We start from the raw sequence: 23136 nt of genomic DNA on the forward strand, positions 1-23136 counted from the left end.
CGAAATCTAAGGCCGGATACGGCGTCCGGACTGCAGGCAGAAAGAACTGGCCGGTTCTTTCTGCACGAGAGGAATAATACAAGGCCGGATAAGCGTCAGCGCCACCCGGCAGCAGTAAAAAAGCGCCTTAACGGCGCTTTTTTTATTTCTTCGGAAACAGTTCTTTTCGCTTATAAGGCTCTGTCTCACCCGGCTTACGGGTTTTCAGCAGCTTTAAAATCCAGGTGTACTGTTCGGTATGGGGGGTGACGAAAATTTCGACTTCTTCGTTCATCCGGCGGGCGATGGTGTTGTCATCGACTTCCAGCAGGTCATCCATCGGCGGGCGAATTTCAACCGTCAAACGGTGCGTTTTGCCGTCATAAACCGGGAAAAGCGGGACAACCCGAGCACGGCAGACTTTCATCAAACGACCAATGGCGGGCAGCGTAGCCTTATAGGTGGCAAAGAAATCGACGAATTCGCTGTGCTCTTCACCATGATCCTGGTCAGGCAGATAATACCCCCAGTAGCCTTCACGCACGGATTTGATAAACGGCTTAATGCCGTCATTACGCGCGTGCATACGCCCACCAAAACGGCGACGTACGGTATTCCACACGTAATCGAAAACAGGATTGCCCTGGTTGTGGAACATCGCCGCCATCTTCTGGCCTTTTGATGCCATTAGCATCGCGGGAATATCCACGCCCCAGCCGTGCGGCACGAGGAAGATCACCTTCTCATCGTTGCGGTGCATCTCTTCGATTATCTCGATGCCTTTCCAGTCTACACGCGAAAGGACTTTCTTTGGGTCACGCAGCCCCAGTTCTGCCATCATCACCATCGCCTGAGGCGCCGTGGCATACATGTCATCGATGATCGCTTCACGCTCGGCTTCGCTTTTCTCAGGGAAGCAATACAGCAGGTTAATTTGCGCACGACGGCGAGAGCTTTTCGCCAGTCTCCCAACCAGACGGCCAAGCTTGCCAAGAATCGGATCGCGGAATGACGGCGGCGTTAGCGCGATCCCCGCAAAGGCAAACACGCCCAGCCAGGATCCCCAGTAACGCGGGTGTAAAAAGGACTTTTCGAACTGAGGAATAAACTCAATGTTATTTTTTTTCGTTTCCATGCCTGTTCCAGAGTCGTGCCGGAAAAAGAGAAAGATGCTGATAGTTTAGCGACGTGCCAGACTTCGCACAAAAGAAAAAGCCGATACCCGCAAAGGCATCGGCTTTGAAAGGTCAGGGTTTAGTCAATTTGCAGCTGAGGCACAACCTCTTTGACCTGCGCCAGGTAATCACGACGATCGGAACCTGTCAGCCCTTCGGTACGCGGTAACTTCGCGGTCAGCGGGTTGACGGCCTGCTGGTTGATCCACACTTCATAATGCAAGTGAGGCCCAGTCGAACGGCCAGTGTTGCCCGACAGCGCTATACGGTCGCCACGTTTCACTTTCTGGCCCGGCTTCACCAGCAGCTTACGCAAGTGCATATAGCGAGTGGTGTAAGTGCGACCATGACGAACAGCAACATAGTAGCCTGCTGCGCCACTGCGTTTTGCCACCACCACTTCACCGTCGCCGACAGCCAGAACCGGTGTACCCTGCGGCATCGCGAAATCAACACCTTTATGCGGTGCAACGCGACCTGTTACCGGATTCAGACGACGCGGATTAAAGTTCGACGAAACGCGGAACTGACGAGCGGTTGGGAAACGCAGGAAGCCTTTCGCCAGGCCCGTACCGCTTTTGTCGTAGAATTTGCCGTCTTCCGCGCGGATGGCGTAGTAATCTTTTCCAGAAGAACGCAGGCGCACGCCCAGCAGTTGGCTTTGTTCACGTTTACCGTCCAGCATTTCACGGGACATCAGTACTGAGAACTCATCGCCTTTTTTCAGTTTGCGGAAGTCCATCTGCCACTGCATTGCTTTAATCACTGCACTGACTTCGGCGCTGGTTAACCCGGCATCACGCGCGCTGCTCACAAAGCTCGCGCCTACAGTACCTTTCAGAACACTGTTCACCCAATCACCCTGCTGGGTTTCGGCACTCATTTTGAAACCGTTTGCAACGCGATCGTAGGTACGCGTTTCACGACGGGACATCTCCCACGTCATGCGCTGTAAATCGCCGTCTGCGTTGAGGGTCCAGGAAAGCTGTTGACCAATTTTCAGGTTACGCAGGTCTTTATCTGCGGTGGCCAGTTGGCTGATATCACCCATATCAATGCCATACTGGTTGAGAACGCTGCTGAGGGTATCGCCGGTTGACACCACGTACTCGTGTACACCCGCCTCATTATCGGTTTTGTCGTCCAGTTCATCCTGAGGAATGGCTTCGTCTTCCTGTGCAGCCTGATCGATAGGCTCACTGGCTTCCGGCAGCAGAGAACGAATTTCGCTCTTCTCAAGCTCGATGGTTCGGACAATGGGGGCTGATTCGGGATGGTACACGTACGGTCGCCAGACGGCGACCGCAAGGGTGAGAACGGTAAGCGACCCGAGCATAACGCGGTGGGGTCGCGGCAAATTGTTAAATGCCAGGGCGACAGAGCGGGCTATCTGTTGCACGTATTCACTTCCTCGTTAATCTCCTTTCAGGCAGCTCGAATACTGGTTCGCCAGTTGGGTCAGAAAATCCGTATAACTGGATTTGCCCAACGGGATGTGGGTCCCTAGCGGATCTAACGTTCCCATTCGAACGGACGTTCCGCGAGAAACCGCTTCTACCACGGCTGGCCTGAATTGTGGCTCAGCAAAAACGCATGTCGCTTTCTGCTCAACCAACTGTGTTCTTATGTCATGTAAACGCTGCGCACCGGGCTGGATTTCTGGGTTGACGGTAAAATGCCCTAATGAGGTCAATCCGTAGTGTTTTTCGTAATAGCCGTAGGCGTCATGAAAAACGAAATACCCTTTCCCTTTCAACGGTGCCAGCTCGTTACCCACCTGCTTATCGGTCGCGGCTAATTGTGCCTCGAAATTCTTCAGGTTGGCGTCTAGTTTGGCTCGACTTTGCGGCATAAGTTCCACTAATTTATCGTGGATTGCAACCGCCGACAGACGCGCTATCTCTGGCGAGAGCCATAAGTGCATGTTGTAGTCGCCATGATGGTGATCTGCATCACCTTTTTCGCCCTCGGCGTGACTATGATCATGGTCGTGGTCGTCGTCATCGGCCCCTTTCATGAGTAGCGGTTTCACACCTGGCAGTGTTGAAATGGTGACCTTTTTTGACTCAGGAAAGGCGGTGGCTGTCTTGTCCATAAATGCTTCCATTTCCGGACCAATCCACACCACTAAGTCGGCGTTTTGTAAGCGTTTTGCATCGCTCGGGCGCAAAGAGTAGTCGTGTTCAGAGGCACCATCAGGGAGCAAAACCTGGGTTTCCGTCACGCCATCGGCAATAGCGGAGGCGATAAAGCCCAGCGGTTTCAGCGACGCAACCACCGCTGCGTTGGCTTGTATAGCGGCAGCGCCCCAAAGCGCGGTGGATAATGCTGCGAAAAGAAGCGTCTTTTTATGTAACATAATGCGTCGGCTCATCGTATTATCGGAAAGAAGTGTGATATTATAACATTCACTGACTTGTGCAACCCTCAAATTGTGATGACGAATCTCGTAACGCTCGACAATGTCTCGGTCACCTTCGGCCAGCGCCGTGTGCTGTCCGATATCTCGCTGGCTCTGAAGCCAGGTAAAATTTTGACGCTTCTTGGGTCGAATGGCGCAGGAAAGTCGACCCTTGTCCGCGTGGTGCTGGGGCTGGTAGCACCGGATACTGGCTCTATCAAGCGAGAGGGGAAACTGCGTATTGGCTATGTCCCGCAGAAATTACACCTCGATGCCACCATGCCGTTAACCGTTAATCGCTTTCTGCGCTTACGCCCCGGCACGCGCAAAGAAGATATCCTTCCCGCGCTCAAACGCGTTCAGGCGGGCCATTTGATGGAAGCGCCGATGCAGAAACTTTCTGGCGGCGAAACTCAGCGCGTACTGTTAGCCCGGGCACTGTTAAACCGCCCACAGTTGCTGGTACTTGATGAGCCAACTCAGGGTGTGGACGTCAACGGACAAGTCGCGTTGTATGACCTGATTGACCAGCTCCGCACAGAACTCGACTGCGCGGTGTTGATGGTCTCTCATGACCTGCATCTGGTAATGGCGAAAACCGACGAAGTGCTGTGCCTTAATCACCATATTTGCTGTTCCGGCACGCCGGAAGTGGTGTCGATGCATCCGGAATTTATTTCGATGTTTGGCCCACGCGGCGCGCAACAGCTGGGTATTTATCGTCATCAACACAACCATCGTCATGATTTGCAAGGCCGCATTGTGCTGCGTCGGGGAAATGATCGCCCATGATTGAATTACTGTTTCCTGGCTGGTTAGCCGGGGTGATGCTGGCCTGCGCGGCAGGTCCTCTGGGCTCTTTTGTTGTCTGGCGCAGAATGTCCTATTTCGGTGACACGCTGGCGCACGCCTCATTATTGGGCGTGGCATTTGGCCTGTTGCTGAACGTCAATCCCTTCTATGCCGTTATCGCCGTGACATTAATGCTCGCTGCCGGGCTGGTATGGCTTGAGCGCCGCCCTCACCTCGCCGTGGACACCTTGCTCGGCATCATGGCACACAGCGCATTGTCTTTAGGCCTGGTGGTTGTCAGCCTGATGTCGAATGTCCGCGTTGATCTGATGGCGTATCTGTTTGGCGATTTACTGGCCGTGACGTCGGAAGACCTGATTTCGATAGCGCTTGGCGTAATTGTGGTCGTTGGCATTTTACTGTGGCAATGGCGCAATCTGTTGTCGATGACCATTAGCCCGGATCTGGCGTTCGTGGACGGCGTGAAATTGCAACGAGTGAAACTGTTGCTGATGCTGGTCACCGCATTGACGATTGGTGTGGCGATGAAGTTTGTCGGGGCGCTGATCATTACTTCACTGCTGATTATTCCGGCTGCGACGGCTCGCCGCTTCGCTAAAACACCGGAGCAAATGGCAGGAATTGCCGTTGGCGTTGGCATGATTGCCGTAACAGGCGGGCTAACGTTCTCCGCCTTTTACGACACGCCAGCGGGCCCTTCCGTGGTGCTCTGTGCCGCCGTGTTGTTCATCTTCAGCATGATGAAAAAAACCGCCCAGTAGTTTTTGACCCCGGCTACGCGATGCGTGTCGGGGTTTCATTTCCCGTTATTCCCGCACCATAAAACCAAGTTCACCGGAAATTGCCTCAGCAGTTTCGCGCAGCGATTTCAGCAAATTTTTCTCACCCACCTGTTTGAGTCGCGAAGTGGAAAGCGAAATCGAAATCGCGTACGGCACTCGCCCATGAATATCAAACACCGGGACCGCAAGGCACGACACACCGAGCTCGTTCTCTTCCCTGTCCATCGCCATCTTTCGCTCGCGAATCTGCGCCAGTTCGTCATACATCGCCGGAAGTCCGGTGATGGTGTTGCGCGTCAGGGGCTGAATTTCCGCCTGGTGGCTTTCCCAGTAGGCTGAAACGTAATCCTCATGCCCGAAGGCCATGTAGATCTTGCCCATCGCCGAGCAGTAGAGCGGCATGTGCTGGCCGATATAGGCTCGGGTTCGCAGCATTCCGGTAGTCGGTTCCAGTTTATAAATCAGGATCGCATGGTCATCTTCACGACTGGAAAAATTCACCGTTTCCCCGGTCGCCAGGTTCAGCGTTTCGAGGTGCGGGGCCGCCACGTGAATGATATTAAGTGATGAGAGCGCCTTTTGTCCGACGGCGATAAATTTGGTGGTCAGCCGATAGCTCCCCGCCGCGGGGGCTGGCGTCACGTACCCGCAGCCCTGCAACCCCTGCAACAGACGGTGAACGGTGCTCTTGTTCAGCCCCGACAGTTCGGACAGATGCTGTAACGGGCAGCCGTTGGGATAGTTGCTGAGGATCTCAATCAGCATCAGCCCGCGAAACAGGCTCTGGCTTCCGGCGGGCTTCTCTTTTTCCTGCATCGCTTCACTCTCTTTCGGACTCATTGCGGGCTCTCCGTGTTTTAGCGTTCCGATGGTAGCGCAAAGTGTGTCTCAGTTCACGATCTCAACAATAAAAACTCAATCCATTGATTTTACACACTTTCAAAAAATCCTGCTGCCGTTGCTTTGTCAAAAATTGATCGCTATATTTGAAATCAGATTTCGCATAGTGAAATTTAGAGACAAAAAACACGCCATTCTTTTTCCTGCCACACACCAGGAGCTCTGCAATGAAAGTGACCTTCAGTCAGCTAGCCGCCGAATTTGAGCGCGTGCTGCTCGCCCGTAACGTCAGGGCAGAAACCGCCGCAGCCTGCGCCGAGATGTTTGCCCGCACCACCGAATCCGGCGTTTATTCACACGGTGTCAACCGTTTCCCACGTTTCATCCAGCAGCTTGATAACGGCGATATTGTGCCGGACGCCGAACCCGCGCCGGTTATCCGCCTCGGGGCCATTGAGCAGTGGGATGCAAAGCGTTCCATCGGCAACCTCACGGCTAAAAAAATGATGGACCGGGCGATTTCCCTGGCCTCCGATCACGGCATTGGCCTGGTGGCATTACGCAATGCCAACCACTGGATGCGCGGCGGCAGCTACGGCTGGCAGGCGGCCGAGAACGGCTACATCGGCATCTGCTGGACCAACTCCATAGCGGTGATGCCGCCGTGGGGTGCCAAAGAGTGCCGTATCGGCACCAATCCGCTGATCGTCGCGATCCCCGGCAATCCCATCACCATGGTGGATATGTCGATGTCGATGTTTTCCTACGGCATGCTGGAGGTGAACCGCCTGGCCGGGCGCGAGCTGCCGGTGGACGGTGGTTTTGATGACGAGGGTAATCTGACCCGCGACCCGGGCGTCGTTGAAAAAAATCGCCGTATTCTGCCGATGGGCTACTGGAAAGGCTCCGGCCTGTCGGTGGTGTTGGACATGATTGCCTCCCTACTCTCCAACGGCGCGTCGGTGGCGGAAGTGACCGAAGACAACAGCGATGAGTATGGCGTGTCACAGATTTTCATCGCCATTGAGGTCGACCGGCTGATTGACGCTCCGACCCGCGAGGCCAAACTCCAGCGGATCGTGGAGTTTATCACCAGCGCCGAACGCAGTGATGAAGATGTGGCTATTAGACTGCCCGGTCATGAGTTCACCCAATTACAGGCCGCCAACCGCCGCGACGGCATCACGGTTGACGACAGCGTGTGGGCGAAAATTCTGGCCCTGTAAGGAGCGCCCCATGATCTTCGGACATATTTCCCGGCCCAATCCCTGCCCGCTTCCGGCCGCGATTGAAAAGGCGCTCGACTTTCTGCGCACTACCGATTTTTCCGCCCTTGAGCCCGGCGTGGTGGAAATAGAGGGAAAGAAAATTTATGCGCAAATCCTTGACCTGCACACCCGCCCCATAGCAGAAAACCGGCCAGAGGTTCACCGACGTTATCTCGATATTCAGTTTCTTGCCTGGGGCGAGGAGAAAATCGGGGTCGCTATCGACACCGGCAATAATATTATCAGCGAATCGCTGCTGGCCGAGCGGGATATTCTTTTTTATCAGCAGGCCGAGAATGAATCGATGATTGAAATGATCCCCGGGAGCTATGCCATATTTTTTCCGCAGGATGTTCATCGGCCTGCCTGTCATCAATATCAGGCCACGGCCATTCGTAAAATTGTCGTTAAAGTTGCGGTCAGCGAACTGAATTAATTTCGCTGTCGCCACACATATTAAGGAGCACGTGATGAATCACACCGGTTATATTATCGGTGCATACCCTTGTGCACCCTCATTTCATCAACGAGGGAAAGAAGAAGAGACGGAATTCTGGCGTCAGCTGGCCGACACCCCGCACATTCGGGGTATAGAACAGCCTTGCCTTGAGCATTTACACCCTTACGGCGACGAGTGGCTGCTGCGACACACACCTGCCGACTGGCAAATTGTGGTCACCGCGGTGATGGAAACCATGCGTCAGCGGGCAAGCAACGGCGGTTTTGGTCTGGCGTCCGCCGATGAGGTGCAGCGTCAGGCCTGCGTGACCTACTACCGCCGTCTTCAGCAGAAGATTAACGCCATCAACGCGCGCTATCCCGGCAAAATTCCGGCTCTGGAAATGCAGGCCGCCCCGCAGGCGGGCAACGCCAGCGTGAGCCAGGCCACCGATGCCTTCGCCCGTTCGATAGATGAAATCAGCCAGTGGGAATGGTCCTGCCCGCTAGTGCTGGAACACTGTGACGCCATGGATAAGCCCGCTGCGCGCAAAGGGTTTCTGCCTCTGACGCAGGTGCTGGACGTGCTGGACGGCTACGCGATTTCTCTGTGTATCAACTGGGCACGCTCGGCAATCGAAGGCCGCAGCGCCGATGTCCCGTTAGCGCATGCGCGCCAGGCCAGCGCGGCCGGGAAACTCGGCGGGTTAATGTTTTCCGGTACCGCCCGGGCGGGTGACTACGGTGAATGGCAGGATTCTCACGCGCCCTTTTCTCCTTTCTGCCCTGAAAGCCTGTTAACCGTGGAGCATGCCCGGAACCTGCTCTCGGTGGATCCTCAAGCATTATTATTTACCGGTATTAAATTGCTGGAAATCGATCCACAAGCCAGCGTTGAGCATCGGCTGTCAATATTACGCGATGGAATACATAACCTGCAGCTGGCAAATAAATAAAACAATAAGCAAATAACCCTTACCCTACTCTCGAATGAGAATATGACTATGACAACAAACTCTGTGTTAACGGCGGGAGATATTCCACGCCAACGCTGGCTAAGGATAATTCCGCCCATTCTTATCACCTGTATTATTTCCTATATGGACAGGGTGAATATTGCCTTTGCCATGCCGGGCGGTATGGACGCCGATTTAGGTATTACCGCCAGCATGGCGGGTCTTGCGGGCGGTATTTTCTTTATCGGTTATCTCTTTTTGCAGGTGCCGGGCGGCAAAATAGCGGTACACGGCAGCGGTAAAAAATTTATCGGCTGGTCGCTGGTCGCCTGGGCGGTCATTTCGGTACTAACCGGGCTGGTCACCAACCAGTATCAGCTGCTGGCCCTGCGCTTTCTGCTCGGCGTCGCCGAGGGAGGCATGTTGCCGGTGGTGCTGACGATGATCAGCAACTGGTTCCCTGATGCAGAACGAGGCCGCGCCAATGCGATCGTCATTATGTTTGTGCCGATCGCCGGGATTGCCACCGCCCCGCTCTCAGGCTGGATAATCACCGTCCTCGACTGGCGCTGGCTGTTCATTATTGAAGGTCTGCTGTCTCTGGTAGTGCTGGTGCTATGGGCTCTGACCATCTATGACCGCCCGCAGGAAGCGCGCTGGATAAGCGAGGCGGAAAAGCGCTATCTGGTTGACACATTAGCCGCCGAGCAACGCGCCATTGCCGGAACCGAAGTCAAAAACGCCTCGCTGTCGGCGGTGCTCTCTGACAGAACCATGTGGCAGCTTATCGCGCTCAACTTCTTCTACCAGACCGGCATTTACGGCTACACCCTGTGGCTGCCGACCATCCTCAAAGAGCTGACCCACACCAGCATGGGCCAGGTCGGGATGCTGGCTATCCTGCCCTACGTGGGCGCGATTGCCGGAATGTTCCTGTTCTCTTTCCTGTCCGATCGCACCGGCAAACGCAAACTCTTTGTCTCGCTGCCGCTGATCGGCTTCGCGCTGTGCATGTTCCTGTCGGTGACTTTACAGGCCCACGTCTGGTTGTCGTATGCCGCCCTGGTGGGCTGCGGTTTCTTCCTGCAATCCGCGGCGGGGATTTTCTGGACCATTCCGGCCCGGCTGTTCAGCGCCGAAATGGCCGGGGGCGCTCGCGGGGTGATCAACGCCCTCGGCAACCTCGGTGGCTTCTGCGGCCCGTACGCCGTGGGCCTGCTGATCATGCTTTACAGCAAAGATGCGGGCGTTTACTGCCTGGCGGCCTCACTCGCCATTGCCGCGGTGCTGGCGTTGTTGCTGCCAGCGAAATGTGACAGCGACACGGAGCCCGCCCCGGCGCTCAGCCCACGTAAACGCACAGCGTAATCTCTCTCGCCCGGCGCACAAGGCCTGGGCGACTCACTCTAACCGGGAACCATAATGCGTCATCACGACACCTACTGGCTCGGCATTGACTGTGGCGGCACCTATCTGAAAGCCGGCCTGTACGACAGCCAGTGTCGGGAGCTCGCCACAGAAAAGCGAGCCTTACACACCCTGAGCCCCAGGCCCGGCTACGCCGAGCGAGATATGCATCAACTGTGGCAGACCTGCGCAGAGACCCTGCGCTCGCTGCTCAGCCACAGCGAAATCCGCGCTTCGCAAATCAAGGGCATTGGCATCTCCGCCCAGGGGAAAGGGCTTTTTCTGCTGGATAAAGAAGACCGGCCGCTCGGCAACGCCATTCTCTCCTCCGACCGTCGGGCGCTGGAGATTGTCCAGCGCTGGCAGCAGGATGGGATCCCCGAAAAGCTGTATCCGCACACCCGCCAGACTCTGTGGACCGGGCATCCGGTGTCGCTGCTGCGCTGGCTCAAGGAGCATCAGCCCGAACGCTACCGGCAAACCGGCTGCGTGATGATGGCCCATGACTATCTGCGCTGGTGCCTGACCGGTGTGAAAGCGGCTGAAGAAACGAATATTTCCGAATCCAACCTCTACAGCATGGTCAGCAGGCGCTATGACCCTCAACTGACGCAGTGGCTGGGGATCGGTGAGATGGATGTCGCACTCGCGCCGATTGTCGGCCCGGCAGAAATCTGCGGGGAAATCACGCCTCAGGCAGCCGCCCTGACTGGTCTGACGGCGGGCACGCCCGTCGTCGGCGGTCTGTTTGACGTGGTTTCCACCGCACTCTGCGCAGGTTTACAGGATGAACACACCGCTAACGCGGTGATGGGCACCTGGGCGGTGACCAGCGTCATTACCGATGGCCTACGGCAGAACGAGCCGCATCCCTATGTCTACGGACGCTACGTGACGCCGGGCCAGTACATCGTTCACGAAGCGAGCCCCACCTCCTCCGGCAATCTCGAATGGCTGAACGCGCAGTGGGGCAATCTGTCGTTCGACGACATTAACCAGCAGGTCGCCAGCCTGCCCAAAGCGGGCAGCGAGGTTTTCTTCTTGCCGTTTCTGTATGGCAGCAATGCCGGGCTGGAGATGACCAGCGCCTTCTACGGCATGCAGGCACTTCATACCCGCGCCCATCTGCTCCAGGCCGTTTATGAAGGCGTGGTGTTCAACCATATGACACATCTGAGCCGGATGCGGGAACGCTTTAGCGAAGTGAAAGCCCTGCGCGTCACCGGCGGTCCGGCACGCTCCGCGGTGTGGATGCAAATGCTGGCCGACGTCAGCGGCCTGAACGTAGAGTTGCCGCGCATCGATGAAACTGGCTGCGCCGGGGCCGCACTGGCCGCACTGGTTGGTACCGGCGTTTACCCCGATTTTCGCAGCGCCCAACAGGTGATGCGCTATGCGGTCCAGACCCTGACGCCGGACCCCGCTGCACACGCCGCGTACCAGCGTAAATATCAGCAGTATCAATTTCTTATCGAAGCATTACAGGGCTTTCACGCCCGAATGAAGGAGCAAATCCCATGAGCAGACCGCTACTGCAGCTGGCTCTCGACCACACCGCGCTCGATGCGGCCCTGAACGATGCCGCGTTATTGCAGGACAGCGTCGATATCGTCGAGGCCGGCACCATCCTCTGCCTGAGCGAAGGGCTGAGCGCAATCAAAGCGCTGCGCGCCCAGTGCCCGGAAAAAATTATCGTGGCCGACTGGAAGGTGGCCGATGCCGGAGAAACGCTGGTGCAGCAGGCGCTGGGGGCCGGAGCCAACTGGATGACCCTCATCTGCGCCGCGCCGCTGGCGACGGTTGAAAAAGGCCATCAGCAGGCGCAGCGGCTGGGCGGTGAGATCCAGATTGAGCTGTTCGGCAACTGGACCTTCGATGATGCCCGCGCCTGGCATGACATCGGCGTCCGTCAGGCCATTTATCACCGGGGCCGCGACGCCCAGGCCAGCGGTCAGCGCTGGGGAGAGGACGATCTGGCGCGGCTAAAAACGTTGTCCGACATCGGCCTTGAACTGTCGGTCACCGGGGGGATCACCCCGGACGATCTGCCGCTGTTTCGCGACATCAACGTGAAGGCCTTTATCGCCGGACGGGCGCTCGCCAATGCGCCCCAGCCGCTGCTCGCCGCTCGGGCGTTCCATCAGCGGCTGACCGACGTGTGGGGGAACCGCTAATGAGACGTCATCCTTTAGGGATTTACGAAAAGGCGCTGGCTAAAGATTTGAGCTGGCCGGAAAGGCTGGGGCTGGCTAAAAGCTGCGGGTTCGACTTTGTCGAGATGTCGGTGGATGAAACCGACGAACGCCTGTCCCGGCTTGAGTGGAGCCCCGCCCAGCGCGCGTCGCTGGTGTCCGCCATGCTCGAAACCGGGATAGCCATTCCCTCGATGTGCCTGTCCGCCCATCGCCGCTTCCCGTTTGGCAGCCGCGATCCGGCCGTCCGGGAACGGGCGCGCGCGATAATGCTCAAGGCCATCAGATTCGCCCGCGACACGGGCATTCGTACCATCCAGCTTGCCGGATACGACGTCTATTACGAACCGCACGATGCCGGCACCGAACAGCGTTTTGCCGAAGGGCTGGCGTGGGCGGTGGAACAGGCGACAGCGGCGCAGGTCATGCTGGCGGTAGAGATAATGGATACCGACTTCATGAATTCGATAAGCAAATGGAAAGCGTGGGATCAGCGCCTGGCCTCGCCGTGGTTCAGCGTCTATCCGGACGTGGGTAATCTCAGCGCGTGGGGCAATGACGTTCCGGCCGAACTCGCACTCGGCATCGACAAGATTGCCGCTATCCACCTGAAAGATACGCAGCCGGTGACGCCCACACAGCCAGGACAATTTCGGGATGTGCCATTCGGCGCGGGCTGTGTCGATTTTGTCGCCCTGTTCCGCACGCTGGAACAGCTCAACTACCGTGGCGCGTTTTTGATTGAGATGTGGACCGAAAAAGCCAAAGAGCCAGTGCTGGAGATAATCGAGGCCCGCCGCTGGATCGAAACCAAAATGCAGGCAGGAGGATTAACATGTTAGAAGCACTGAAAGCTGAGGTGCTGGCGGCCAATCTGGAGCTGCCAAAGCACGGGCTGGTGACGTTCACCTGGGGTAACGTCAGCGCCATCGACAGCGAACGCCAGCGGATGGTGATCAAACCTTCCGGCGTGGAATACAGCGAGATGCGCGCGGAAGATATGGTGGTGGTGGACATCGCGAGCGGCCAGGTGATTGACGGGAGGCTAAAACCGTCTTCCGATACCGCCACGCACCTGGCGCTGTACCGACGTTATCCGCAGATAGGCGGCATCGTGCATACCCACTCTCGCCACGCCACTATCTGGTCTCAGGCCGGGAAAGATTTGCCCGCCTGGGGCACCACCCACGCCGATTATTTTTACGGCACCATCCCCTGTACCCGCCCCATGACGCCGCAGGAGATTGGCGCTGAGTACGAGTATGAAACCGGAAAAGTGATTATCGATACCTTTGAGCAACGGGATTTAGATCCTCAGCAGATCCCCGCGGTGCTGGTCCATTCCCACGGTCCGTTTGCCTGGGGGAAAAATGCCCACGACGCGGTGCATAATGCGGTGGTGCTGGAAGAGTGTGCCTATATGGGGCTGTTTTCACGTCAGCTCACCCCGGAGCTCCCCAGCATGCAATCGGCACTCCTCGACAAGCATTACCTGCGCAAGCACGGGAAGACGGCGTATTACGGTCAAGGGTGAGCTTCAAAGCGATAAATTGCCTGGCGGCAAGGTAAGCAGCAAAAATCCTCTCTTGAGAGGATTTTTTAGTGTTTGCACCCCTCGCCCCGTAGGACCGGGTTGTAGGCCCGGTCAGGCGTTAGCCGCCACCGGGCATTCAAGGCATTTCAGGTGGCGTAATACCGAAGTGATTCCAGGCGCGAACTGTCGCCATACGGCCACGAGGCGTGCGTTGCAGGAATCCTTGCTGGATAAGATACGGCTCCAGCACGTCCTCGATAGTTTCTCGCTCTTCACCGATGGCGGCCGCCAGGTTGTCTAACCCGACCGGGCCACCGAAGAACTTATCGATAACGGCCAGCAGCAGCTTGCGGTCCATGTAATCAAACCCTTCGGCGTCGACGTTGAGCATATCCAGCGCCTGCGCGGCAATGTCCGCCGACACCGTTCCATCGTGGCGAACCTCGGTAAAGTCACGCACACGACGGAGCAGACGGTTGGCGATACGCGGTGTACCACGCGCGCGGCGGGCAATTTCAAGCGCGCCCTCGTCACTCATTTCGATGCCCATAAAGCTCGCGCTGCGACCCACAATATGCTGCAAATCGGGCACCTGATAGAACTCAAGACGCTGCACAATTCCGAAACGGTCCCTCAGTGGCGAGGTTAATGACCCCGCACGCGTCGTCGCACCAATCAAGGTAAAAGGCGGTAAATCGATTTTGATTGAACGCGCCGCCGGGCCTTCGCCAATCATGATATCCAGTTGATAATCTTCCATCGCCGGGTACAGCACTTCTTCCACCACCGGTGAAAGGCGGTGAATTTCATCGATGAACAGCACGTCGTGCGGCTCAAGGTTGGTGAGCATGGCCGCAAGGTCGCCGGCTTTTTCAAGCACCGGGCCAGAAGTGGTGCGCAGATTCACGCCCATTTCGTTGGCAACAATATTGGCAAGGGTGGTTTTCCCTAACCCCGGCGGCCCAAAAATTAACAGATGATCGAGCGCTTCACCGCGCAGTTTCGCCGCCTGGATAAAGATTTCCATTTGCGAGCGCACCTGTGGCTGGCCGATATACTCTTCCAGCAATTTTGGGCGAATCGCACGGTCAACAACATCTTCCGGCGTGATACTGCCTGCAGAGACCAGGCGGTCAGCTTCAATCATCCCTTACCTCACATCGCGGCGCGAAGCGCGTCGCGGATTAACGTTTCACTGCTGGCATTCGGGCTGGCGATTTTGCTCACCATCCGGCTGGCTTCCTGAGGTTTATAGCCCAGTGCTACCAGTGCTGCAACGGCTTCCTGCTCGGCATCGTCAGTCGCCTGGCTTGCCGGGGAAGTCAGCACCAGATCAGACGCTGGCGTAAACAAGTCGCCATGCAGGCCTTTGAAGCGGTCTTTCATTTCGACCACCAGACGTTCGGCTGTTTTCTTGCCGATACCAGGCAGCTTCACCAGAGCGACTGAGTCTTCACGCTCTACCGCATTCACAAACTGCTGAGCTGACATGCCGGAAAGAATAGCCAGCGCCAGTTTTGGCCCCACGCCGTTGGTTTTGATCAGCTCTTTGAACAGCGTGCGTTCTTGCTTGTTGTTAAAGCCAAACAGGAGCTGCGCATCTTCACGCACCACAAAATGGGTGAAGATGATGGCTTCTTTGCCCTGATCGGGCAGTTCGTAGAAACAGGTCATCGGCATATGCACTTCATAGCCAACACCGCCCGCCTCCAGTAAAACCAGTGGGGGTTGTTTTTCCAGAATAATGCCTCTGAGTCTGCCGATCACGTGACGCTCCTGCGTTAAAGAATGAGATCAATGCGCTATCATAAAAAAAGGCTGGATAAATATCCAGCCTCTATTATCTTAATCTATCTTAATCTTCCGCGAGCCAGGTTGAGCCTTGAGTCGCTCATCTGCACCGCGTTCTGACTGATATGACAATGAGTGATGGCGATGGCCAGCGCATCGGCGGCATCCGCCTGCGGGTTTGCCGCCAGCTTCAGCAGGGTTCGCACCATATGCTGGACCTGCGTTTTTTCCGCCCCACCGTTGCCCACGACGGTTTGCTTCACCTGACGAGCTGCGTATTCAAAGACGGGCAAATCCTGATTAACTGCCGCCACAATTGCCACGCCACGTGCCTGACCCAGCTTAAGGGCCGAGTCGGCATTTTTCGCCATAAACACTTGTTCGATAGCAAAAATATCAGGCTGGAATTGAGTGATGATTTCCGACACACCGGCATAAATCAGCTTCAGACGCGACGGTAAATCGTCCACTTTGGTTCGAATACAGCCGCTGCCGAGATAACTCAGTTGCCGCCCGACCTGGCGAATCACGCCATACCCGGTGACGCGTGAACCCGGATCAATACCGAGAATAATCGCCATCACGCGCCTCCGGTTGAAGTGAGATTAGCCCACGCCATTACAGCGTAGCCGCAACCTCATCAGAGATCTCACCATTGTGGTAAACCTCTTGCACATCATCACAGTCTTCCAGCATGTCGATCAGACGCAGCAGTTTTGGTGCGGTTTCCGCATCCATATCTGCTTTGGTTGACGGGATCATAGTGACTTCAGCGTTCTCTGCTTTCAGGCCAGCCGCTTCCAGCGCATCCTTCACCGCACCCATTTCTTCCCACGCGGTGTAGACATCAATCGCGCCGTCGTCATAGGTCACCACGTCTTCAGCACCGGCTTCCAGCGCCGCTTCCATGATGGTGTCTTCATCACCTTTCTCGAAGGAGATAACGCCTTTCTTGCTGAACAGGTAAGCAACAGAACCGTCGGTGCCCAGGTTACCACCGGTTTTGGTGAAGGCATGACGCACTTCCGCCACGGTACGGTTACGGTTGTCAGACAGACATTCCACCATCACCGCCGTGCCGCCAGGGCCGTAACCTTCATAAATGATGGTTTCCATGTTCGCGTCTTCATCACCACCGACACCACGAGCAATCGCGCGGTTCAGGGTATCGCGAGTCATGTTGTTAGACAGCGCTTTGTCGATTGCCGCACGCAGACGCGGGTTAGAACCTGCATCGCCGCCACCCAGACGCGCTGCGGTAACTAGCTCGCGGATGATTTTGGTGAAGATCTTACCGCGCTTGGCATCCTGTGCCGCTTTGCGGTGTTTGGTGTTGGCCCATTTACTGTGACCTGCCATAAATAACGTCTCCAAAAAGAACGGCCTTAGGCCGTTTTAATTACAAATTCTTCAATCGCCTGCCGGTTGCTCCACGACTTGGTGAGCGCGGCCGCCTCAGGGGCAGCGACCCAACGTGAGGCGAGATGTTCAGTTATCTCAACCTGACGCTCGTGAGGCAGCGCAAGACAGAACCACGATTCCGTATTGCGCTCTGTGCCCGGCGCATAGCGATGACGTAAATGCGTAAAGATTTCAAACTCCACCGTGCGCTGACAGTCAATTAAGGCCAACGGCTCTGAGGCAACGTCAATGGCGACCTCTTCCTTTACTTCGCGCTCGGCGGCTTGCAGCGCGGTTTCCCCCTCTTCCAGGCTGCCGGTAACCGACTGCCAAAAATCAGGATCATCGCGCCGCTGCAACATCAGCACCCGCTTCGTGTCCTGCGCGTAAATCACTACCAGAACCGAAACAGGAAGCTTGAAGGGCATATTACTTGTTCTCCGCAGACTCTTTTGGCTCTTTCGCCACAACCTGAATACCCAGTTCGGTCAGAGAGGCCGGATTCGCAAAGCTTGGCGCTTCGGTCATCAGACAGGCTGCTGCCGTGGTTTTCGGGAAGGCGATAACGTCACGGATGTTGTCGGTGCCGGTCAACAGCATAGTCAGACGATCCAGACCAAATGCCAGGCCCGCGTGTGGCGGCGTGCCGTACTTCAGAGCGTCTAACAGGAAGCCGAATTTCTCGCGCTGTTCCTGCTCGTTGATACCCAAAATGCCGAACACGGTCTGCTGCATTTCACCGCTGTGAATACGCACGGAACCGCCACCCACTTCGTAGCCGTTGATAACCATATCGTAGGCGTTCGCTACGGCATCTTCCGGTGCCGCTTTCAGCTCTGCCGCGCTCATGTCTTTCGGCGAGGTGAATGGGTGGTGCATAGCGGTCAGACCGCCTTCACCGTCTTCTTCAAACATTGGGAAGTCGACAACCCACAGTGGCGCCCATTTGTTTTCGTCGGTCAGGCTCAGGTCTTTGCCCAGCTTCAGACGCAGCGCGCCCATGGAGTCAGCAACCACTTTCTTGTTGTCTGCGCCGAAGAAAATCATGTCGCCATCCTGAGCACCGGTACGGGTCAGAATCTCTTCAATGATGTCAGCGTTCAGGAATTTGGCCACCGGGCTGGTGATGCCTTCCAGGCCTTTCGCGCGCTCGGTGACTTTAATATAAGCCAGGCCTTTCGCGCCGTAGATCTTGATAAAGTTACCGTAGTCGTCAATCTGCTTACGGCTCAGAGCCGCCCCGCCAGGTACGCGCAGTGCAGCCACGCGGCCTTTTGCATCGTTCGCCGGGCCAGAGAACACGGCAAACTCAACGCTCTTCAGCAGGTCAGCCACGTCTACCAGTTCCATCGGGTTACGCAGGTCTGGTTTATCAGAGCCGTAGCGACGCTCAGCCTCAGCGAAGGTCATGATCGGGAAATCACCCAGATCCACGCCTTTGATGTCCTGCCACAGATCACGCACCAGCGCTTCCATCACTTCACGCACCTGTGGTGCGGTCATGAAGGAAGTCTCAACGTCTATCTGGGTGAATTCAGGCTGACGGTCAGCACGCAGGTCTTCGTCACGGAAGCATTTCACAATCTGATAGTAGCGGTCGAAACCGGACATCATCAGCAGCTGTTTGAACAGCTGAGGAGACTGTGGCAGCGCGTAGAATTTGCCTTTATGGACACGGCTCGGAACCAGATAGTCACGCGCACCTTCTGGGGTGGCTTTGGTCAGCATCGGGGTTTCGATATCGAGGAACCCGTGGTCGTCCATAAAGCGACGGACAAAGCTGGTGATTTTCGCACGAGTTTTCAGGCGGTTTGCCATTTCCGGGCGACGCAGGTCGAGATAGCGGTATTTCAGACGCGCTTCTTCGGTGTTGACGTGGTTCGAGTCAAGCGGCAGCGATTCTGAACGGTTGATGATAACCAGGTCAGACGCCAGCACTTCGATTTCGCCGGTCGGCATCTCGCTGTTGACGTTTTTAGCATCACGCGCACGCACGGTCCCGGTGATTTGAATGCAAAACTCATTACGCAGTTCGGAAGCCAGTTTTAAGGCTTCGGCGCGATCCGGATCGAAGAACACCTGAACGATGCCTTCACGGTCACGCATATCGATGAAGATAAGGCTGCCGAGGTCACGGCGACGGTTAACCCAACCACACAGGGTGACCTGCTGACCAACGTGGGACTGACGGAGCTGCCCGCAATATTCTGTACGCATGAGAGTTCCCTTAACTTAGCCGCAGGCACACTTGTCGCAGCTTTCGCTTAATATCACAACTGGATGAAAAAAGGGGGCTATTATACTGGAAATTCTGCCGCGCGATAAGTCCGTCGCGCACCGGGCGTACGTTTGCTGTACGTAAAGCGGGTGTACTCACAAAAATTAACAAATTTTGTGACCCGCACACGGGGCGACTCATCGTATTGTTAGCGTCCTAATGATGTGATTTAACGGGGATAATAATGTTGGAACTGAACGCAAAGAAAACGGCACTGGTGGTTATTGACCTTCAGGAAGGCATTTTGTCCTTCGCCGGTGGCCCGCACGCTGCTGATGATGTGGTAGCGAAAGCGGCAAAACTGGCCGCCAAATGCCGCGAGCAGGGATCGCCCGTTGTCATGGTTCGCGTCGGCTGGTCTGCAGACGGCGGCGACGCGGTGAAAACGCTGGTCGATGCCCAGGCTCCAGCGCACACGCTGCCGGAAAACTGGATGACCTACCCACCCGCGCTGGGTAAAAAAGACACGGATATTGAAGTCACCAAACGCCAGTGGGGCGCGTTCTACGGCACCGAGCTGGAGCTTCAGCTGCGTCGTCGTGGCGTCGACACCATTATTCTGTGTGGTATTTCCACCAATATCGGCGTGGAATCCACCGCCCGTAACGCATGGGAGCTGGGCTTCAATCTGGTTATCGCTGAAGACGCGTGCAGCGCCGCCAGCGCCGATCAGCATCAGGGTAGCATGACCAACATCTTCCCGCGTATCGCCCGCATTCGCAGCACTGAGGACATCCTCAAAGCGTTATGATTTACATCGGCTTGCCGCAATGGTCGCACCCGAAATGGGTGCGGCTTGGCATCACCAGTCTGGAAGAGTACGCCCGCCACTTTAACTGTGTGGAAGGCAACACCACGCTCTATGCCTTGCCAAAAGCCGAGATTGTTCAGCGCTGGCGCGAACAAACCACCGATGATTTTCGCTTCTGTTTTAAATTTCCGGCCACCATCAGCCACCAGGCTGCATTGCGCCATTGCGAAGAGTTGACCGCCGAATTTTTTCATCGCCTGTCGCCGCTGGAAAATCGTCTTGGGCAATATTGGCTCCAGTTACCTGCGGCTTTCTCACCGGCAGACCTCCCTGCCCTGTGGCATTTTCTGGATAGTTTGCCCAAAGCATTCACCTACGGCGTCGAAGTTCGCCATCCGCTTTTCTTTATGAAAGGCGAAGAAGAACAGCAACTGAATCGCGGCCTTCATCAACGAGGCGTGAACCGGGTGATTCTGGACAGCCGACCGGTGCACAGTGCGAAGCCACACAATGAAGCCATTATTGATGCTCAGCGTAAAAAGCCGAAAGTCCCCGTGCATGCGGTGGTGACCGCCAATAATCCGATGGTGCGTTTTATCGGCAGCGACGATATGGCACAGAATCAGGCCCTGTTTGCCGTCTGGCTAAAAGCCCTGCCTAAATGGACGCAAACCACCACGCCTTATTTGTTTCTGCACACGCCGGATATTGCCCAGGCCCCGGAACTGGTCGATACGCTTTGGAAGAGTCTGCAAGACGTTCTGCCACAAGTCGGCTCCGCCCCCGCTATCCCAAAGCAAACTTCGCTTTTTTGAGTTATCCTTCCTCGAATAGTCAGTGCTGTCAGCCAGTTTAAAAGGGAGTTTGTATGGTAAGCGCGCTATACGCCGTGTTAGGTGCGTTGCTGTTGATTAAGTTTTCTTTCGATGTGGTTCGCCTGCGTTTGCAATATCGCGTGGCCTATGGCGACGGCGGTTTTAGCGAACTGCAATGCGCCATTCGTATTCATGGCAACGCGGTGGAATACATCCCCATCGGCCTGGTGTTGCTGCTGTTTATGGAGATGAACGGCGCTGAAACCTGGATGGTGCACGTCTGCGGACTGCTGTTGATTGTCGGGCGCCTGATGCATTACTACGGTTTCCATCACCGTCTGTTCCGCTGGCGTCGTTCAGCGATGAGTGCCACCTGGTGCTCGCTTGCGCTAATGGTGCTGGCAAATCTCTGGTATCTGCCGTGGGAGTTGGTTTTCTCCCTGCGTTAGCGCACAATACGCCGTTTTTTATTTTCTGGAATCACGTTATGTCCCATCGCGACACGCTTTTTTCCGCGCCGATCGCAAGCCTCGGCGACTGGACCTTCGATGAACGGGTAGCAGAAGTTTTCCCCGATATGATCCAACGCTCGGTGCCCGGTTATTCCAACATCATCTCGATGATTGGTATGTTGGCCGAGCGCTTTGTGAAGCCGAATACTCAGGTTTATGACTTAGGCTGCTCGTTGGGCGCAGCCACGCTTTCCGTGCGCCGTAACATTGCCGCGGAAGGCTGCAAAATCATTGGCGTAGACAACTCGCCCGCGATGGTAGAGCGCTGCCGTCGTCACATCGACGCTTATAAAGCCCCAACACCGGTGGAAATCATCGAAGGCGATATTCGCGACATTGAGATTGAGAACGCCTCAATGGTAGTCCTCAATTTCACGATGCAGTTTATTGAGCCGCCGGAACGCCAGGCGCTGCTGGAAAAAATCTGCAAAGGCCTGAACCCAGGCGGCGCACTGGTGCTGTCCGAGAAATTCAGTTTCGAAGACCACAATGTCGGCGAACTGCTGTTTAACATGCACCACGACTTTAAGCGCGCCAACGGCTACAGCGAGCTGGAAATAAGCCAGAAGCGCAGCATGCTGGAAAACGTGATGCTCACCGATTCTGTCGAAACACACAAAGCGCGTCTGCGCGCCGCCGGATTTGCTCACAGCGAACTGTGGTTCCAGTGTTTCAACTTTGGCTCGCTGATTGCGCTGAAAGCCGGGGCTGACGAATGATTGAGTTTGGCAATTTCTATCAGCTCATCGCCAAAGATCCACTACTGTCACGCTGGCTGGAAACGCTGCCTGCACAGATTGGTGCCTGGCAGCGTGAAGGCGTTCATGGCCTGATGAAACAATGGACCCGCGCGGTCGAATTCATGCCTGAAATTCAGCCGTGGAAACTGGATTTGCTGCACAGCGTTACCGCCGAAAGCGAACAGCCATTAAGCGAAGGTCAGCTGAAACGCATGGACGTGTTGCTGCGCAATCTCATGCCGTGGCGCAAAGGGCCGTTTTCGCTGTACGGCATCAATATCGATACCGAATGGCGTTCGGACTGGAAGTGGGACCGCGTGTTGCCCCATCTGTCTGACTTAACAGGACGCACTATTCTCGATGTTGGCTGCGGCAGCGGCTATCACATGTGGCGCATGATTGGCGCGGGCGCAAAACTGGCTGTCGGTATCGATCCGACGCAGTTATTCCTGTGTCAGTTTGAGGCGGTGCGTAAATTGCTGGGCAACGATCAGCGTGCTCACCTGCTGCCGCTCGGCATTGAACAACTGCCTGCGCTCAATGCGTTTGACACCGTGTTTTCGATGGGCGTGCTCTATCACCGTCGTTCACCGCTGGAACACCTCTGGCAACTGAAAGATCAGCTGGTGAGCGAAGGCGAACTGGTGCTGGAAACCCTGGTGGTGGAAGGCGACGAAAACACCGTGTTGGTGCCAGGTGATCGCTACGCGCAGATGCGTAACGTTTACTTCATTCCTTCCGCACCGGCACTGAAACAGTGGCTGGAAAAATGCGGCTTCGTGGATGTACGTATCGTCGATATGAACGTGACCAGCACCGAAGAGCAGCGTCGTACCGAGTGGATGACCACCGAATCACTGGGCGATTTCCTCGACCCGAACGACAGCAGCAAAACCATCGAAGGCTACCCTGCCCCGCTGCGGGCGGTGATTGTGGCGAAAAAGCCTTAAATTGCCGGATGGCGCTATCGCTTATCCGGCCTTGTATTATTCCTCTCGTGCAGAAAGAACCGGCCAGTTATTTCTGCCTGCAGTCCGGACGCCGTATCCGGCCTTAGATTTCG

Annotated in this window: 25 protein-coding genes; 15 read left to right on the forward strand and 10 right to left on the reverse strand. The window is 56.0% G+C overall.

Translation table 11 applies throughout. The features are described from left to right. Positions 1–142: 142 nt before the first annotated feature. From lpxM to znuA, 3 genes are all read right to left on the reverse strand, one after another. A complete protein-coding gene (gene lpxM, locus ACI2I2_RS23725) occupies positions 143–1114 on the reverse strand; it encodes a lauroyl-Kdo(2)-lipid IV(A) myristoyltransferase (protein ID WP_404660148.1) in 972 nt (323 codons plus the stop codon). 119 nt (positions 1115–1233) lie between these two features. After that, positions 1234–2553, reverse strand: coding sequence for a murein DD-endopeptidase MepM (gene mepM, locus ACI2I2_RS23730; protein ID WP_404660149.1), 1320 nt, complete (start codon positions 2551–2553; stop codon positions 1234–1236). A 15-nt stretch (positions 2554–2568) separates the two neighbouring features. Beyond that, the gene (gene znuA, locus ACI2I2_RS23735) at positions 2569–3513 is read right to left on the reverse strand and encodes a zinc ABC transporter substrate-binding protein ZnuA (RefSeq protein ID WP_404660150.1); all 945 of its coding nucleotides are present in this window, start codon (positions 3511–3513) and stop codon (positions 2569–2571) included. Between the two features lie 78 nt (positions 3514–3591). Between znuA and znuC the strand changes: the two genes are divergently transcribed. Then, positions 3592–4347: a zinc ABC transporter ATP-binding protein ZnuC gene (znuC, locus tag ACI2I2_RS23740; RefSeq protein ID WP_404660151.1), complete on the forward strand. Its 756-nt coding sequence runs from the start codon at positions 3592–3594 to the stop codon at positions 4345–4347. Continuing rightward, positions 4344–5129: a zinc ABC transporter permease subunit ZnuB gene (znuB, locus tag ACI2I2_RS23745; RefSeq protein WP_404660152.1), complete on the forward strand. Its 786-nt coding sequence runs from the start codon at positions 4344–4346 to the stop codon at positions 5127–5129. Before znuC ends, znuB begins: the two co-directional genes overlap by 4 nt. Before the next feature lie 45 nt (positions 5130–5174). Here the strand turns inward: znuB and yiaJ are convergent, their stop codons facing one another. Then, on the reverse strand, positions 5175–5990 hold the full coding sequence (gene yiaJ, locus ACI2I2_RS23750; RefSeq protein ID WP_404660153.1) for an IclR family transcriptional regulator YiaJ: 816 nt from the start codon (positions 5988–5990) through the stop codon (positions 5175–5177). 227 nt (positions 5991–6217) lie between these two features. Here yiaJ and yiaK point away from each other — a divergent pair, with 227 nt between their 5' ends. Genes yiaK through araD form a run of 8 tightly spaced genes read left to right on the forward strand, consistent with a single transcriptional unit; the run spans position 6218 to position 13785 of the window. Then, positions 6218–7216 (forward strand): 3-dehydro-L-gulonate 2-dehydrogenase, encoded by a 999-nt coding sequence (gene yiaK, locus ACI2I2_RS23755; RefSeq protein WP_404660154.1) that lies wholly within the window; start codon positions 6218–6220, stop codon positions 7214–7216. Positions 7217–7226: 10 nt separating this feature from the next. Beyond that, on the forward strand, positions 7227–7694 hold the full coding sequence (locus ACI2I2_RS23760) for a YhcH/YjgK/YiaL family protein (RefSeq protein WP_404660155.1): 468 nt from the start codon (positions 7227–7229) through the stop codon (positions 7692–7694). A gap of 31 nt (positions 7695–7725) precedes the next feature. Then, a complete protein-coding gene (locus ACI2I2_RS23765) occupies positions 7726–8652 on the forward strand; it encodes a DUF4862 family protein (protein WP_404660156.1) in 927 nt (308 codons plus the stop codon). Positions 8653–8694: 42 nt separating this feature from the next. Further along, positions 8695–10020: an MFS transporter gene (locus ACI2I2_RS23770; protein ID WP_404660157.1), complete on the forward strand. Its 1326-nt coding sequence runs from the start codon at positions 8695–8697 to the stop codon at positions 10018–10020. Positions 10021–10074: 54 nt separating this feature from the next. Then, a complete protein-coding gene (locus ACI2I2_RS23775) occupies positions 10075–11580 on the forward strand; it encodes an FGGY-family carbohydrate kinase (RefSeq protein WP_404660158.1) in 1506 nt (501 codons plus the stop codon). After that, positions 11577–12233, forward strand: a complete 657-nt coding sequence (gene ulaD, locus ACI2I2_RS23780) for a 3-keto-L-gulonate-6-phosphate decarboxylase UlaD (RefSeq protein WP_404660159.1) — start codon at positions 11577–11579, stop codon at positions 12231–12233. The genes ACI2I2_RS23775 and ulaD overlap by 4 nt, the downstream gene beginning before the upstream one ends. After that, positions 12233–13093: an L-ribulose-5-phosphate 3-epimerase gene (locus tag ACI2I2_RS23785; RefSeq protein WP_404660160.1), complete on the forward strand. Its 861-nt coding sequence runs from the start codon at positions 12233–12235 to the stop codon at positions 13091–13093. The genes ulaD and ACI2I2_RS23785 overlap by 1 nt, the downstream gene beginning before the upstream one ends. After that, complete coding sequence (gene araD / locus ACI2I2_RS23790; protein ID WP_404660161.1) at positions 13087–13785, forward strand: L-ribulose-5-phosphate 4-epimerase; 699 nt, start codon at positions 13087–13089, stop codon at positions 13783–13785. Before ACI2I2_RS23785 ends, araD begins: the two co-directional genes overlap by 7 nt. Positions 13786–13921: 136 nt before the next feature. On the opposite strand, the gene ruvB is transcribed toward araD, so the two are convergent. The 6 genes from ruvB to aspS all read right to left on the reverse strand — a co-directional run bounded on the left by ruvB (position 13922) and on the right by aspS (position 19194). Beyond that, the gene (ruvB, locus tag ACI2I2_RS23795; protein ID WP_404660162.1) at positions 13922–14932 is read right to left on the reverse strand and encodes a Holliday junction branch migration DNA helicase RuvB; all 1011 of its coding nucleotides are present in this window, start codon (positions 14930–14932) and stop codon (positions 13922–13924) included. A gap of 8 nt (positions 14933–14940) precedes the next feature. Next, complete coding sequence (gene ruvA / locus ACI2I2_RS23800) at positions 14941–15552, reverse strand: Holliday junction branch migration protein RuvA (protein WP_330983691.1); 612 nt, start codon at positions 15550–15552, stop codon at positions 14941–14943. An 83-nt stretch (positions 15553–15635) separates the two neighbouring features. Next, complete coding sequence (gene ruvC / locus ACI2I2_RS23805) at positions 15636–16157, reverse strand: crossover junction endodeoxyribonuclease RuvC (RefSeq protein WP_330986248.1); 522 nt, start codon at positions 16155–16157, stop codon at positions 15636–15638. A gap of 37 nt (positions 16158–16194) precedes the next feature. After that, positions 16195–16935 (reverse strand): YebC/PmpR family DNA-binding transcriptional regulator, encoded by a 741-nt coding sequence (locus tag ACI2I2_RS23810; protein WP_404660163.1) that lies wholly within the window; start codon positions 16933–16935, stop codon positions 16195–16197. A gap of 26 nt (positions 16936–16961) precedes the next feature. Further along, complete coding sequence (nudB, locus tag ACI2I2_RS23815) at positions 16962–17405, reverse strand: dihydroneopterin triphosphate diphosphatase (protein WP_404660164.1); 444 nt, start codon at positions 17403–17405, stop codon at positions 16962–16964. Position 17406: 1 nt separating this feature from the next. Then, entirely contained in the window at positions 17407–19194 is a 1788-nt protein-coding gene (gene aspS, locus ACI2I2_RS23820) for an aspartate--tRNA ligase (RefSeq protein WP_404660165.1), read from the reverse strand. Positions 19195–19439: 245 nt separating this feature from the next. Between aspS and ACI2I2_RS23825 the strand changes: the two genes are divergently transcribed. From ACI2I2_RS23825 to cmoB, 5 genes are read left to right on the forward strand one after another with little or no spacing between them, the layout of a single operon-like run. Then, on the forward strand, positions 19440–20006 hold the full coding sequence (locus ACI2I2_RS23825; RefSeq protein WP_404660166.1) for a hydrolase: 567 nt from the start codon (positions 19440–19442) through the stop codon (positions 20004–20006). Then, positions 20003–20821 (forward strand): DUF72 domain-containing protein, encoded by an 819-nt coding sequence (locus tag ACI2I2_RS23830; RefSeq protein ID WP_404660167.1) that lies wholly within the window; start codon positions 20003–20005, stop codon positions 20819–20821. Before ACI2I2_RS23825 ends, ACI2I2_RS23830 begins: the two co-directional genes overlap by 4 nt. Positions 20822–20874: 53 nt before the next feature. Further along, complete coding sequence (locus ACI2I2_RS23835) at positions 20875–21270, forward strand: MAPEG family protein (protein ID WP_404660168.1); 396 nt, start codon at positions 20875–20877, stop codon at positions 21268–21270. A 38-nt stretch (positions 21271–21308) separates the two neighbouring features. Further along, a complete protein-coding gene (cmoA, locus tag ACI2I2_RS23840) occupies positions 21309–22052 on the forward strand; it encodes a carboxy-S-adenosyl-L-methionine synthase CmoA (protein ID WP_404660169.1) in 744 nt (247 codons plus the stop codon). Beyond that, complete coding sequence (gene cmoB, locus ACI2I2_RS23845) at positions 22049–23023, forward strand: tRNA 5-methoxyuridine(34)/uridine 5-oxyacetic acid(34) synthase CmoB (protein ID WP_404660170.1); 975 nt, start codon at positions 22049–22051, stop codon at positions 23021–23023. Before cmoA ends, cmoB begins: the two co-directional genes overlap by 4 nt. Positions 23024–23136 lie beyond the last annotated feature (113 nt).

Source organism: Scandinavium sp. NPDC088450 (assembly GCF_044900545.1).
Taxonomy (GTDB): Bacteria; Pseudomonadota; Gammaproteobacteria; order Enterobacterales; family Enterobacteriaceae; genus Scandinavium.

Coding starts and splice junctions, on each gene's coding strand:
- lpxM (WP_404660148.1), bottom strand. CDS start 1,114: ATGGAAACGAAAAAAAATAACATTGAGTTTATTCCTCAGTTCGAAAAG.
- znuA (WP_404660150.1), bottom strand. CDS start 3,513: ATGTTACATAAAAAGACGCTTCTTTTCGCAGCATTATCCACCGCGCTT.
- znuC (WP_404660151.1), top strand. CDS start 3,592: ATGACGAATCTCGTAACGCTCGACAATGTCTCGGTCACCTTCGGCCAG.
- znuB (WP_404660152.1), top strand. CDS start 4,344: ATGATTGAATTACTGTTTCCTGGCTGGTTAGCCGGGGTGATGCTGGCC.
- yiaJ (WP_404660153.1), bottom strand. CDS start 5,990: ATGAGTCCGAAAGAGAGTGAAGCGATGCAGGAAAAAGAGAAGCCCGCC.
- yiaK (WP_404660154.1), top strand. CDS start 6,218: ATGAAAGTGACCTTCAGTCAGCTAGCCGCCGAATTTGAGCGCGTGCTG.
- ACI2I2_RS23760 (WP_404660155.1), top strand. CDS start 7,227: ATGATCTTCGGACATATTTCCCGGCCCAATCCCTGCCCGCTTCCGGCC.
- ACI2I2_RS23770 (WP_404660157.1), top strand. CDS start 8,695: ATGACTATGACAACAAACTCTGTGTTAACGGCGGGAGATATTCCACGC.
- ACI2I2_RS23775 (WP_404660158.1), top strand. CDS start 10,075: ATGCGTCATCACGACACCTACTGGCTCGGCATTGACTGTGGCGGCACC.
- ulaD (WP_404660159.1), top strand. CDS start 11,577: ATGAGCAGACCGCTACTGCAGCTGGCTCTCGACCACACCGCGCTCGAT.
- ACI2I2_RS23785 (WP_404660160.1), top strand. CDS start 12,233: ATGAGACGTCATCCTTTAGGGATTTACGAAAAGGCGCTGGCTAAAGAT.
- araD (WP_404660161.1), top strand. CDS start 13,087: ATGTTAGAAGCACTGAAAGCTGAGGTGCTGGCGGCCAATCTGGAGCTG.
- ruvB (WP_404660162.1), bottom strand. CDS start 14,932: ATGATTGAAGCTGACCGCCTGGTCTCTGCAGGCAGTATCACGCCGGAA.
- ruvC (WP_330986248.1), bottom strand. CDS start 16,157: ATGGCGATTATTCTCGGTATTGATCCGGGTTCACGCGTCACCGGGTAT.
- ACI2I2_RS23810 (WP_404660163.1), bottom strand. CDS start 16,935: ATGGCAGGTCACAGTAAATGGGCCAACACCAAACACCGCAAAGCGGCA.
- nudB (WP_404660164.1), bottom strand. CDS start 17,405: ATGCCCTTCAAGCTTCCTGTTTCGGTTCTGGTAGTGATTTACGCGCAG.
- aspS (WP_404660165.1), bottom strand. CDS start 19,194: ATGCGTACAGAATATTGCGGGCAGCTCCGTCAGTCCCACGTTGGTCAG.
- ACI2I2_RS23825 (WP_404660166.1), top strand. CDS start 19,440: ATGTTGGAACTGAACGCAAAGAAAACGGCACTGGTGGTTATTGACCTT.
- ACI2I2_RS23830 (WP_404660167.1), top strand. CDS start 20,003: ATGATTTACATCGGCTTGCCGCAATGGTCGCACCCGAAATGGGTGCGG.
- ACI2I2_RS23835 (WP_404660168.1), top strand. CDS start 20,875: ATGGTAAGCGCGCTATACGCCGTGTTAGGTGCGTTGCTGTTGATTAAG.
- cmoA (WP_404660169.1), top strand. CDS start 21,309: ATGTCCCATCGCGACACGCTTTTTTCCGCGCCGATCGCAAGCCTCGGC.
- cmoB (WP_404660170.1), top strand. CDS start 22,049: ATGATTGAGTTTGGCAATTTCTATCAGCTCATCGCCAAAGATCCACTA.